Raw genomic sequence first — 13,267 nt, forward strand, 5'->3', positions numbered from 1 at the left:
TTCGAGTTGAACCTTATACAATAATCAAAAATCGTGAATGTGTTGGTTATAAGACACATTTTCTAAATGTGTTGAGTAAAATTAAGGAGGGATATGCTTTGCGCGATAATAATTTAGATTTGCGTGTTGTTCGTACAAAAACTGCCATACGAAATGCATTGGTGGAGCTAATTGAAGAAAAAGGTTTTGACGCCATTACAGTGAAAGATATTACAACGAAAGCAAACATTAATCGCGGTACTTTCTATGCGCACTATCAAGATAAATTTGATTTAATGACAAAATGCCAAGAAGACATTATGTACGAGTTTTCTAACATTGCTAAACAGAAATTCCCAGAAGTTATTGCTGACCTTGGATCAAATCCTTCTCCAACAATACCATTTATACTTATCACTTCTATTCTTGCATTTCTAAATGAAAATAGTGATTTTATGAGAGCTGTACTAAGTCCGAAAGGAGATTTATCTTTCCAAACAAAACTGAAAGACTTTATGTGGAAAACATTATTTGAAGATACGAATGGTCCTCTCATTAATAAGGAGAATTTACTTGTTCCAAGCGAATACTTAACTTCTTATATGGCATCTGCGCATATAGGTGTCATCCAACAATGGTTAAATACTGGACAAAAAGAAACACCTGAGGAGATTGCTCGCTTTTTATCAACAATCGCAGTTCATGGACCTTTTTATGCGGCTGGCTTAAAGAAATAAGTCAGCTATATAATAAAAGAACATCCACTATAATAGCGGATGTTCTTTTATTTCATTACAACACTTCAATATACCCTTCTGTTCCATATACCCGAATTCGTTGTCCGTCTTTTATTAATTTCGTAGCATTCTCTACTCCAACGACTGCCGGTAATCCATATTCACGTGCGATAACTGCTCCATGCGTCATAAGTCCGCCGACTTCAGTAACTAATCCTTTTATAGATACAAATAATGGTGTCCAGCCAGGGTCAGTAAAAGCCGTAACTAATATATCTCCCTCTTCTAAATTCGCATCTTCCATATTTAAAATAACGCGAGCTCTTCCCTCAATTACTCCCGAAGAAACAGGCAAACCTACAATTGCTTCGGCCGGGAGATTTTCTCGTTTATATTTACCTGTAATGATTTCTCCATCAGACGTCATAACTCGCGGCGGCGTTAGTTTTTCATATAATTTGTACTCATTTTTTTGTTGATGAATAAGCTCGTAATCTAGTTTATTTGTGCGGACGACTTCGTGAAGTTCTTCAAAAGTTAGATAGTATATATCTTCTATTTCATCCAGAATATTATTTTTCACAAGTTTCTCTGCTTCTTTCAGTAATGCCTGCTTATATATGAAATAACGATGAATCATGCCGTATTTCGGATATTCACGATAACCGATGAAATTGCGGAGGTTACAAATCATTCTCTTCGTCTCTTCTACTTTTTGTTCCCCACCCGGCAAGTGCTGCAATCGCTCTAACAGCTCTTCTTCTTTTTTCAAAGCTTCCTGCAGCCCTTCTTCAAACTTCCGTTTACTAGCACCATATTCAAAGTCCCTTATATGATTTAAAATCATCGGTATAATTGTAGCTGGCTGTTCACTCCAGCGCGTTTTCGTAATGTCGATTTCTCCGCTGCATCTCATTCCATATTTATTTAGAAAGGCATCGATTGCATCCCGAACTGTTTCCCCGCCTTTAAACTGAATTAATTCATCTAAAAAGCTGTCATCTTCTATATGCTGTAAATACGCAATGACTTCTGGATACGGCCGAATCACATCTGCAACATCTAATAATGCTAAACCCATTTCTGAAGTAATATTATTTTGTACAGATTGTGAAAGTACATCTGCTGCATTCTTTTCCCCTAGCCATTGTTCCATCTTTTCATTAATCCATGATGAAGCATTCATACCTGCCATAATAATAGCTATACTTTGCGAGTTAAATAATACTTTCTTTAATTGCTGAATGTCTTCTAAAATAAAATGGAGTACATCCAGCCCTGATTTCGTTTGTATGTTTCGTTTTAACTCTTCGATTGATGCTTGACTATTCTGTATTAAATTTGTAACGATTGCCGGATCATTTTCAATTTCTGGTTGAGAATTTGCAGGTGGCACACTTTTACCAACACTCTTCCCTTTTTCATCATCTGGTAATAATTTAATAAAATTATCTCGCTCAACTATAGTCGTTAATGCATCTCTTACGAGTGGATCCGATTTTCCTAAAGTGTTTATTAAGTAATCTCTGCTAGCAGGTAAAGCTAATTGTTGCGTAGCATCGACAAATAACCTGCCTCCCGCTTTACGCATAGGGGCACTAGTTGTTAACAAGAAAAAAGATAACCCAAGTGGTTTCATCGCATCGGTCATCATTTGTTGGTGACCAACTGATATATACACGTGATTTTCCCCATCATTTACTTCTGGAATTGGATATAAAGTCGTAATCGGTCTGCTTTGGACTATATAAATTGTATCATCAACTAAGCACCATTCAATATCTTGCGGACAACCAAAATAAGCTTCGATTTGTCTTCCGATCTGTGCTAGTTGTAAAATTTGTTGTTCAGACAATGTTTGAAGTTTTTGCTGAACCGGATCAATCTGTTTCGTCTCTGTTCCGCCCTCTTTTACAGCATAAATAGCTATTTTTTTAGTCGCTATCATCGTTTCTGAAATTTCGCCTTCTTTTACTTTATAATTATCGGCAGAGACCAGACCCGATACTAATGCCTCACCAAGTCCAAAACTGGCATCAATTGATAACACCTTTCGGTTAGAAGTAATTGGATCAGCCGTAAATAAAATGCCCGAAGCCTCAGGGAAAACCATTTTTTGAACGACAACACATATAGAAACTTGATTATGTTCAAAACCATTTTGCATGCGGTACGTAACTGCTCGCTCTGTAAATAAAGACGCCCAGCACTTTCTTACATGCTGTAAAATCGCTTCTTCTCCGATAATATTTAAATACGTATCTTGTTGACCTGCAAATGAAGCATACGGTAAATCTTCAGCCGTCGCACTAGAACGCACGGCATACGCATGTTCATTTCCAAAACGTGAGAGATAATGAGCTACTGCTTCCACTACATCAGTAGGGATTTCTACTGCCATAATGACTTCTCTAATCTTCTTACTCATTTCACCAATTTGAGCACGCTCTTCCATTTTCAACTTTGTTAGCTGCTGCAACAAAGTTTGAAGCTCTTCATTTTGCTCGATAGCCTTTTCATATCCTACCGTTGTAACACAAAAACCTTCGGGTACTTGTAACCCTTGAACGCTTGATAACTCCCCTAAATTCAAACCTTTTCCACCGACGAGCGAAAGCTGCGTGTTTTCTATTTCCTGAAAATCGAGAACGAAAGAACTCATGTAACATCTCTCCTTACTATGCATGTGTTCTTGATTGTAGCAGGAGTCAATACGAATAAACAGTCTATTTCGAACTTGATTTACATGATATAATTAAGTTAGGAAGAGATAACTATTTTTATTTCTCCCCCTCTAATCCACTTCAATTACATCTCCAAACTTAAACATTCTTTGATTATGAAAAGCATCCGTACAAGTAATCGTCTTATTGAATGGATTTATATTAGCTACTGTTATGTAATTTTTATATAGATAGCCATTCTCTAAAATTTTTATAGTGTAATCCACTTTCAATAAAAGTCAAAAAAATATGTTCGTCAATTAAATCTTCACAAATATTTAATGCTTATAAATTAATATTCATCTCATATATAAGTTCTAAGAAATTTAGATAAAAAAGACATTATTTTTGATGATCTAAACTAATTGAAACTTTAATTAAATTATATATCTATAACAACATAGAGCAATGTCATAACGAATTGAAACCGAAAGTTTCTTAAAGTAGAAAATTCGGCTTCTTTTATATCGAAATTTGCTTAGCGTATATTTTCGTTAAAATGCGGGTAGTACCCCATCGCTATTGAGCTAAGCTCATACACCATCAATTATAGTAGAGGCTACGTGTAAAGAATTTAAAGACCCCTCAGGAATCAATGAATTCCTAAGGGGTTGCCTACGTGATATAACATATTTACAATTATGTTACGTTTAAAATACGTATCTTTTTCATTTACCTTATAACCACCCTATTTAAGTTTATAAGAACTATGCTTTTGAGATAAAAGTCATTACTTGTTTTATAAACTCATAACCAAAATAACCACTAAATCCGAATAGGACTATTGCGGCAAATATAGATACTCTTTTAATAAAGGTTGGATTTAGAAAACGTCTAGTAAAATGAACAAAGCTTAATAAGATCATATCATGCATAAAGATACCTAATAAAATACCTACAGCTATTAATATAAATGTAGATGTACTTGCATTACCTAATGAAGAAACGAGAACCGGGCCAAAGACCCCTATCCAAAATACAATATTAGCCGGTGATATAGCAATCATAAAACCAGATAAATAAGCTGATAATAAAGATTTATTAGGATCTTCTCCATCTATGTTAACTTCCGACTTTGCTTCTTTAATGCTTTCTATTCCAATAAACATTAAAAATATAAAACCTAGGAGCCACATAACTGTTTCTACCCATGGATTGGTTAATACACTAGAGAACCCTAGATAAATCAGGACTATTAAAGATAAATCTACAGTCATTCCTCCTATACCTACAAACCAACCATGTACGAAACCATTTCTCATTCCTTGTTTCGTCATTTGGACTGTCATAGCACCTGCGGGTATTGCTAAAGATAAACCTAACAAAATATATGTGAAAAGTGTTATAATCATAAAAATTCTCCTATTATAAGTATTGTAATAATCAAACCCTTTTTCTTTTTCCTCGGGTTCAGCAAATAGAACTAGAGCACGGCGACTTTTCACATTACTTCTAGCAAGCATCAAAAACTCATAAGAAGATAAATGCCTAAAATCCCATAAGATCCTTTACATGTTCAGCATTCTTTTTAGATGTTAATTTTTCAAGTAATAAAAACGCAACATCAAAAGCTGTGCCTGGATTTGATGATGTAATAATATTTCCATCTTGTACTATTAAATCATTTTGTACTATTGCACCGAAATTCTTTAACTGCTCTTTTCGTTTACTCGTTGGATGACTGTATGTGGTAGCTTTTTTACCTACAAGAATTCCACTTTTTCCAAGCGTTAATGATGCAACACAAATACTGGCAATAGGCTTCTGCTTGGCATAAAAATGTTGAATAACATGTAAGAATTCTCTACTGTATGCATCCCGATAAAAACCAGCCTCTTCAAATCCTCCTGGAATAGCTAGTGCATCAAATTCATCTAATTGAATATCATCAACCGTTTTTTCCGGTATGACAGTAAAATTCCAAGTACAAGTTAATTTATTCCGAAGACCAACTGTTACGACCTCGGTTGATCCATCTCCCTCCCATTTATTCCAGCCTAGTACATCTGTAAATACACTAGCTTCTACTGCTTCAAACCCGTCAGCTAATAATAATAAAATCTTTTTCATATCGTAAACCGCCTCCTTCTACCCTTATTTTATAGAAGTATAGAAGGCTGATAAATAAGTTCAATAAGGATATTTGATTGTTTTTCTTTATTTTATAAAGAATTTAGGTTATTCTATTTTATAAAAAAAGGTTGGATAATTTATGGATCAAATTGATAAAAAAATCGTGGGACTATTACAGTCAAATGCAAAAATTTCAATGAAGGATTTAGCGGAAGCGGTTCACTTATCTTCCCCGTCAGTAACTGAGCGAGTACGAAAGTTAGAGGAACAACAAATTATTGAAGGTTACCATGCACATGTTTCTCTAAAAAAAATAAATCGTCCAATTTCTGCACTTATACTGTTTAAATCAACAAATTGTAAATCATTATCTAACTTTTGCTACAATCATCCAGATGTACTTGAGTGTTACAGAGTAGCAGGAGAAATTAGCTATATTGTCAAAATAGCAACACATTCTGTAGAAAGTTTAGAACAATTTATTGATGATTCAATGCAATATGGTACGCCATCAACGAATATTGTGTTATCTTCTTATGAAAAAAAGATAATTACTCCTTTTATTAGTGAAGAATAAAAATACTGGCATAATCAATTAACTATTGCTTATGCAGAAGGATAATTTTTGTATGTTATATTAAAAAATAAAGACGTTATATTTTTTTAAAAGGAGTGTAATTACAATGGATTTTTCTAATAAATCAGTGATCATAACAGGGGCTGGAAATGGAATCGGGAGAGGAATTGCTTTACATTATGCAGAAAAAGGGGCCAATGTTATTTTAGCAGATATAGACGAAAAAGCAGGTGCAAAAACAGTTACTAAGATGAAAGAACAGGGTAAAGAAGCACTTTTCGTACAAACAGATGTAAGGCTGGAAACAGATATTATTCGATTAATGGAAGTAGCTAATCAAATATACGGTCAGATAGATATTTTAATTAATAATGCAGGAAAAGAGTTATTCAAGTCTCCTTACGATATTTCGCTAGAAGAATGGGACGATGTAATAAGCACAAACCTAAGAAGCGTTTTCTTGGGTTCACGTGAAGCAGCAAAGTATATGCGTCATAACAAAGAAGGTGGATCTATCGTGAATATTGCCTCTACAAGGGCGATTATGTCTGAGCCAAATTCAGAATCTTATGCTGCCACAAAAGGTGGGATCGTTGCTATTACACATGCGCTCGCAGCCTCATTTAGCGAAGATAGGATTACCGTGAATGCTATTTCCCCAGGTTGGATTGAAACAGGAGATTATTCAAAATTAAGTAAAATTGATCATGAACAGCACCTATCAAAGCGTGTAGGAACACCAGATGATATTGCACGAGCCTGTCTGTATTTAACAGCCAACGAAAATGATTTTGTTACAGGTATAAACCTTGTCGTAGACGGTGGAATGACGAGGAAAATGATGTATGAGGAATAGGCGGTAATCAATCAAGAAATACAGATTCGCTATCAATAAAGCCTACTTTATCCAAGGTGATTTACCGAATCATCATGTGAATTTGAAATACAATTGAACTGTTTATAAAAAAGATGAACCGGAATTTCCTATCTCTAATAAAGAAGGGATTTCCGTTTTTCTTTCGGATGAAACATGTGAAAATGAATAAAAACCATGAAGTACTCAATGCAAGGACACAAACTACACTAAGAGCGTTAGTTAGATAAAAAATAGAATATATCATATAGCTAGTAAGAGATATTAGTATCACTGAACGGGCTGTTAATAGCTATTGAAAAGCATAATTTAATCAATCTCAATTACATCACAAAACTTAAATATCCTTTGATTATGAAAAGCATCGGTACAAGTAATCGCCTCATTTAATGAATTTCTATTAGAAACTGTTCTGTATTCTTTATAAACCTACGTTAAAATATTCAGATGAACCTTTTATTAACTCATAACCCCTCCTCAAAAAATAGTAAAAACTACACTTGTGAAATCAATATTTTCTGTTTGCACTTTATATAAATCGATATGTCTCCACCTTAATTTTTGTTTTTTGTAATCCCCACTAATTCTTTTCTCAAATCCCCACTAATTCTTTTCTCAAATCCCCCAAAATGGATTTGAGAAATTAGGGAACTATAATGTCGTATTGAAACATATTAAGGGGGACAAAAGGTGAACAAGGAAATGAATTATGGAAGTGATTACAAGTTTATTCCAGCAACTTCAATTGAAAGTGGTCACGGCATCGAAGTATTACCTGATTTATTTTGCTACACGATTCAAATCGTCAACATATGTTTTGTTGGGAATCCGCATACCGATGATTTTGTTTTAGTTGACGCTGGAATGCCTAAATGTGCAAATGAAATTATCTCTGTTACTGAGGAGCGATTTGGTACAAATAGCCGTCCAAAAGCAATTATTTTAACTCATGGGCATTTTGATCATGTTGGAGGAATAATTGAACTCATTAAATATTGGGATGTTCCAGTCTATGCCCATCAAATGGAGATACCGTTTTTGACTGGACAACAAAGCTATCCTGAACCAGATCCAACAGTTGAAGGTGGTATGGTAGCGAAAATGTCTCCCCTGTTCCCTAATGAACCGATTGATTTAGGAAATAGCGTAAAAGCACTACCTATCGATGGAACTGTTCCCCATATGCCAGAGTTTAGATGGATTCATACACCAGGGCATACTCCTGGACATATTTCATTATTCCGAGAGAAAGACCGAACTTTAATTGCTGGGGACGCTTTTGTTACAGTGAAACAGGAGTATCTGTATAAAGTAATAACTCAAGAACAGGAAATAAGCGGTCCTCCTCGTTATTTAACAACAGACTGGAAAGCCGCTAAAGAATCAGTCATTAAATTAGAAGAATTAAAGCCTCTAGTCGCTATTACTGAACATGGGATACCAATGTCAGGTGAATTGCTATCAACGAGCCTCAAAACACTGGTTCAAGAATTTGATAAAATTGCTGTACCTGATTACGGAAAATATATAGATAAAAAGATGCATTAAATGCGGAAATACTTTGTTTATTTTTATATTAATGAATCAAAACACCAACGAATATTAAGTTTAATATGAAAAAACACTGTACTTAGGCAACATCTCTATTATAAGAATGGAACTACCCTTTATGAATAAAGCTCGATATTCCGCAAATACTATCCATAGTATAAGCCTGCTTCTTACCCAGGTTGTACTTCTTACCATTAAGGGGTGATTAAAACGGGTTACGCTATATAAAAGCATAATCCGTTTTTAATGAAATATTGTATTCCATATACGTTTAAACAATGGAGGAAAATGATGAAACATATTGTTGCCTTATTAATTAAATACACAGCGATAACTGCAGTATTGCTAATCATGCTCAGTATCTTTCAAGGCATTTCAATTCCTAGAGTATTACTAATTTCTCTTTTTCTTACGGGAGCTGCCTATTTAATCGGAGACCTCTTCATTTTACCTAAATACGGAAATATGATTGCTACAATGGCAGATTTCGGCTTAAGCTTTTTTGGAACTTGGTTACTAACATCCTTGTTTACTAATTTAGATGCTACTCGTAACATTGGACTTTCTTCATTTATAGCCGCTTTAATTATTGGTGGAACAGAAGTTTTCTTCCATATTTATATGAAGAGGCTAGTGCTACGTAACGACGATGAATTAAAAAATCGCAATCATATTCATCATGATAAATATGCTATGGAAATATCAGATGAATATATAGATTCTTCCACAATAAATAAATCCAAACTTAAGGATACATCTAAAAAATAAAAAAGTGGCCAATGCCACTTTTTTATTTTTGTTTATTAAGCTTGATCAGAATTTCTTACATGTAACGGAGGTGGAACTACCCACCCTTTTTTCTTACTTAAACGTAGCAGAGTTACACCTGCCTGCGCTTTTTTCATATGAAATTGGCCAAATAGCATCCCTACATCTTCTCGAAGACATTTTCCCATCACTTGACTACATGTCACAAGTCCAGCTGCTAATCCTGCAGAAACAGCAGCAGCAATTTCAACATCATTAATACGTGCTCCCGGAGGAATGTCTTCGATAGATGCAACTGGTCGTTCTGGAGGAGCAGGCGGTAAAGCTACGCCATTAATCTTTAAAAGAGCTTTTAATTCTTCTATTTCCGAATTCATATCATTTTCAATTAAGCCTTCTAAAAACTTCTTCAAGTCTTCATCACCTGTATGATTCATAAATACTTGATGGCTTGCAATCGCACCCTGTGCAGCAAGAAGATAGCTCCAAATGTCAAATACTTCACCGTAATGTAACGGTTCATTTTGAGGATTTCCACTTAATATACCCATTTTTAAATTCCTACCTTTCGAAAATATCATAATAAATATTGATTTCAATATTGAAATCAAATTTTTAAGTATGCTTTTTCCTGCAAAAGATTTTCTACTATGCATGGAAAACACCTTTCCAACACCGCGTGTTTATTGTTTAGGAAAGTAGTTTACAAATTAAATACTCAAAGATTATGAAAGAAGATTATCAATAATCTTTGAGTGAGTATCTGTTTAATATAAGTTTTTTTATTTTTATGAATACACAAAAGAAATTGATTTACATATTTGCTATATTTTAAGCCAATTTACTTAGCGGTTAGCTCTACCACCAAGTTGTTGTTCTGCCATTGCTACTAAACGTTTTGTAATTTCGCCACCAACAGATCCGTTTGCACGAGCTGTTGTATCTGCACCAAGTTGTACACCAAACTCTTGTGCAATTTCATATTTCATTTGATCAAGAGCTTGTTCAGCACCTCGAACTAACAATTCATTACGACTTCCACTATTATTGTTTGCCATCTTATTTCACCTCCGATGTTTTTAATATGCTACAAATTATGAAATAATAATTATCCTTTTTATGGAAATTAGATTATGAATAAAAATTGATTTTTTTCTTAAAGTAGGGCAAAACATATAAGAAAGAATAACTGATATAACATACTTTCATAACAACACTATGTATACTTCCTAATTCCCTTCAGTAAATAAAAGAAAGATTTCTATTTCACCAAGAGATTAAATAAAATTATGTTTTGAGACATAATCCAAAAGGAGATATGAGATGAAAGCTGTAACCTATCAAGGACCAAATCAAGTACAAGTTAAACAAGTTGATGATGCAAAGTTAGAGAAAAAAGATGATATTATTGTAAGAATTACTTCAACCGCTATTTGCGGTTCTGATTTACATTTATATCAAGGTAACATGCCCTTACCTCAAGGATACATTATCGGCCATGAACCAATGGGAATCGTTGAAGAAGTCGGGCCAGATGTCACTAAAGTGAAAAAAGGCGATCGTGTTGTCATCCCCTTCAACGTTTCTTGTGGACATTGTTTCTATTGCCAACATGAAATGGAAAGTCAATGTGATAACTCAAACCCTCATTACGATTCTGGTGGATACTTTGGTTATACGGAGAAATTTGGTAATCATCCAGGCGGACAAGCAGAATATTTAAAAGTTCCATTTGGCAATTTTACTCCATTTGTTATACCGGAATCATGCGAGCTTGAAGATGAATCCCTACTATTTTTATCAGATGTTTTACCTACAGCCTATTGGAGTGTAATAAACGCAGGCGTTAAGCCAGGTGATACTGTTATCGTCCTTGGTTGTGGACCTGTTGGATTAATGACACAAAAATTTGCTTGGATGCAAGGTGCTAAACGTGTAATTGCAGTGGATTACTTAGATTATCGGATGAATTATGCAAAAAAGATTAACAATGTTGAGGTATTTGAGTTTACAAAATTCCCCGATATGGGAGAACATTTAAAGGAAATTACACATGGTGGTGCCGATGTAGTTATTGATTGTGTGGGGATGGATGGAAAAAAATCGCCACTAGAATTTCTGGAACAAAAATTGAAATTACAAGGCGGAACTCTCGGCCCTATTCAAATAGCTACGAAAGCCGTAAGAAAATATGGAACGGTTCAAATGACCGGCGTTTATGGTGGCAATTATAATGCATTTCCACTCGGAGCATTTTGGGTTAGAAATATTAATCTTAAAATGGGACAAGCACCTGTCATTCATTTTATGCCGGAACTATTTGAAAAAATAACAAATAAAGAATTTGATCCAAAAGAGATTATTACACACAAAATCCCCCTTGAAGAAGCGAGCTACGGTTATCAAATTTTTAATAATCGTGAAGATGATTGTATAAAAGTCATTCTGAAGCCTTGAAGCTACAATTCATTATTCTTAATGAAAAGATAAGATTACATTTCGTAATCTTATCTTTTTTATTAAATGCTAAGTATCTATCCCCCATTTTCATCTCATATCTAAAATAGTTATTTCCAAAAACTTTGCATTTTGAGGTAGTAATTAATTGGTGAAAACATGAATTAAAGTATGAAGTAACCAAATAGCGAACACGATAACAATGTTAACTAACTTAAAAGAGGTGTACTTCATGGTTTTATTATAAAGAAGAACTGATTAATATTATTAAGCCGGACAAGCCAGATCCAGCTGCCGCAAAAGTTTTACAAGAAATATTAGGTGGGCATTATGGCGAAATGCGTACAATGATGCAATACTTCTTCCAAAGCTCAAATTTTAGAGGGAAAGAGAAGCAATATCGTGATTTACTTCGAGGTGTTTTTTTAGAGGAAATAAGCCATGTAGAACTTGTACAACATACAATTAATCAACTATTAACTGGATCTGGTGAACCTACGCCAGGAAATGCTGGTATTGACACAGCACCACTTGATGAAGCGGTTAAACATGCAAATCCTCACCACTTTATTGTAGGTGCTCAAAGTTCATTGCCTGTTGATGCAGCTGGCAACCCATGGAATGGCTCTTGGGTATATAGTCATGGAAACTTAATTAGCGATTTATTAGATAACGTAGTACTTGAATCTACAGGTGTACTTCAAAAAACTAGAATTTATGAAATGAGTTCCAATCAAACTTTTAGAGAAACACTTGCATTTTTAATTGTACGTGATAATGCACATCAAAATGCTTTCGCAAAAGCTTTAGAGACATTGGGTGTTGAATGGGGGAAACTCTTCCCTGTGCCGAACTATGATATTAATAAATACCCAGAGTGCAGAAAGTATGTAGACATGGGATTCCATAACGCACAATTTAATTTTAGTTTAGATCCAACAAGAATGGGAGAAATATTCCAAGGTGAATCACCAAGTAGAAACAAAGGAACATTAGCAGTAACTGACCCGCCAAAAGGTTTTCCTGTACCAGAACTTCCTGAAATACCAAATGAGCATAGTCCTGGATTAAAAGATATGGGTCTTTAAGATCATTATGGCCAACTATTGATTCATGGCTGGTCATAGTTATTTATAAAGATTCATGTAAACTTGTTGTTAACATGATAGGATATTTTAATAAATCCTCTTTATTTAAAAGTGGTGTTGATCATATTTCTGCTCCTCTTAATTTTGTTTCTATAAACCATTAAACGCCACTGTATACTTACTTATAATCTTCCTATATTGTAAACAAAGAGGAGGGACTTGTCCCCCCTCTTCTTTTAATTTTTCTTTAAAAGAATTGCTCCTGCAATCCCTGGATGTGTCATTTCGAATGGATCTAGAATTAATTCTAAGTCCTCTTGTGACAATACACCATTTTTCACACAAAGTTCTCGAACGGATTGACCTGTTGCAATTGCTTCTTTCGCAACGCGAGCTGCTGCTTCATAACCGATATGAGGGTTCACGGCTGTAATAATTCC

Annotated in this window: 13 protein-coding genes and 1 pseudogene; 7 read left to right on the top strand and 7 right to left on the bottom strand. The window is 34.5% G+C overall.

Going from position 1 to position 13,267, the window contains the following annotated elements; all coding sequences use genetic code 11:
- Positions 1-98 precede the first annotated feature (98 nt).
- Positions 99-716 carry a TetR/AcrR family transcriptional regulator gene (locus HFD78_RS21405; protein WP_001205502.1) on the top strand — a complete coding sequence of 206 codons (618 nt, stop codon included), beginning with the start codon at positions 99-101 and terminating at the stop codon, positions 714-716.
- A 55-nt stretch (positions 717-771) separates the two neighbouring features.
- Here HFD78_RS21405 and ppsA read toward each other — a convergent pair whose 3' ends face one another.
- The 4 genes from ppsA to HFD78_RS21425 all read right to left on the bottom strand — a co-directional run bounded on the left by ppsA (position 772) and on the right by HFD78_RS21425 (position 5,509).
- Complete coding sequence (gene ppsA / locus HFD78_RS21410) at positions 772-3,378, bottom strand: phosphoenolpyruvate synthase (protein ID WP_000094213.1); 2,607 nt, start codon at positions 3,376-3,378, stop codon at positions 772-774.
- Positions 3,379-3,510: 132 nt separating this feature from the next.
- The gene (locus HFD78_RS21415) at positions 3,511-3,672 is read right to left on the bottom strand and encodes a YolD-like family protein (RefSeq protein WP_423243258.1); all 162 of its coding nucleotides are present in this window, start codon (positions 3,670-3,672) and stop codon (positions 3,511-3,513) included.
- 474 nt (positions 3,673-4,146) lie between these two features.
- Positions 4,147-4,791: a LysE family translocator gene (locus HFD78_RS21420; RefSeq protein ID WP_000587494.1), complete on the bottom strand. Its 645-nt coding sequence runs from the start codon at positions 4,789-4,791 to the stop codon at positions 4,147-4,149.
- A 136-nt stretch (positions 4,792-4,927) separates the two neighbouring features.
- Complete coding sequence (locus HFD78_RS21425; RefSeq protein ID WP_000722336.1) at positions 4,928-5,509, bottom strand: DJ-1/PfpI family protein; 582 nt, start codon at positions 5,507-5,509, stop codon at positions 4,928-4,930.
- A gap of 142 nt (positions 5,510-5,651) precedes the next feature.
- On the opposite strand from HFD78_RS21425, the gene HFD78_RS21430 reads away from it, so the two are divergent.
- The 4 genes from HFD78_RS21430 (at position 5,652) to HFD78_RS21445 (ending at position 9,282) form a co-directional block, all read left to right on the top strand.
- Positions 5,652-6,089: an Lrp/AsnC family transcriptional regulator gene (locus HFD78_RS21430; protein WP_000372089.1), complete on the top strand. Its 438-nt coding sequence runs from the start codon at positions 5,652-5,654 to the stop codon at positions 6,087-6,089.
- 106 nt (positions 6,090-6,195) lie between these two features.
- Positions 6,196-6,945, top strand: coding sequence for a glucose 1-dehydrogenase (locus HFD78_RS21435; RefSeq protein ID WP_000347899.1), 750 nt, complete (start codon positions 6,196-6,198; stop codon positions 6,943-6,945).
- A 708-nt stretch (positions 6,946-7,653) separates the two neighbouring features.
- A complete protein-coding gene (locus HFD78_RS21440; protein WP_001031190.1) occupies positions 7,654-8,511 on the top strand; it encodes an MBL fold metallo-hydrolase in 858 nt (285 codons plus the stop codon).
- A 294-nt stretch (positions 8,512-8,805) separates the two neighbouring features.
- A complete protein-coding gene (locus HFD78_RS21445; RefSeq protein ID WP_139016301.1) occupies positions 8,806-9,282 on the top strand; it encodes a YndM family protein in 477 nt (158 codons plus the stop codon).
- A gap of 35 nt (positions 9,283-9,317) precedes the next feature.
- Here HFD78_RS21445 and HFD78_RS21450 read toward each other — a convergent pair whose 3' ends face one another.
- Together HFD78_RS21450 and sasP are read right to left on the bottom strand one after the other, a co-directional pair.
- Positions 9,318-9,833, bottom strand: coding sequence for a DUF3231 family protein (locus HFD78_RS21450; protein ID WP_002101091.1), 516 nt, complete (start codon positions 9,831-9,833; stop codon positions 9,318-9,320).
- 294 nt (positions 9,834-10,127) lie between these two features.
- Positions 10,128-10,340 (bottom strand): small acid-soluble spore protein, SasP family, encoded by a 213-nt coding sequence (gene sasP / locus HFD78_RS21455; protein ID WP_000002840.1) that lies wholly within the window; start codon positions 10,338-10,340, stop codon positions 10,128-10,130.
- A gap of 265 nt (positions 10,341-10,605) precedes the next feature.
- Here sasP and HFD78_RS21460 point away from each other — a divergent pair, with 265 nt between their 5' ends.
- Together HFD78_RS21460 and HFD78_RS21465 are read left to right on the top strand one after the other, a co-directional pair.
- Positions 10,606-11,739, top strand: coding sequence for a zinc-dependent alcohol dehydrogenase (locus tag HFD78_RS21460; RefSeq protein ID WP_000649092.1), 1,134 nt, complete (start codon positions 10,606-10,608; stop codon positions 11,737-11,739).
- A gap of 236 nt (positions 11,740-11,975) precedes the next feature.
- Positions 11,976-12,827: pseudogene (locus tag HFD78_RS21465) on the top strand (manganese catalase family protein); the annotation flags it as partial.
- A 236-nt stretch (positions 12,828-13,063) separates the two neighbouring features.
- On the opposite strand, the gene HFD78_RS21470 reads toward HFD78_RS21465, so the two are convergent.
- The coding region (locus HFD78_RS21470; protein ID WP_191968110.1) for an aspartate ammonia-lyase at positions 13,064-13,267 on the bottom strand (204 nt) is incomplete at its 5' end.

The organism is Bacillus sp. EKM501B, from assembly GCF_011800505.1.
Lineage (GTDB): Bacteria > Bacillota > Bacilli > Bacillales > Bacillaceae_G > Bacillus_A > Bacillus_A cereus.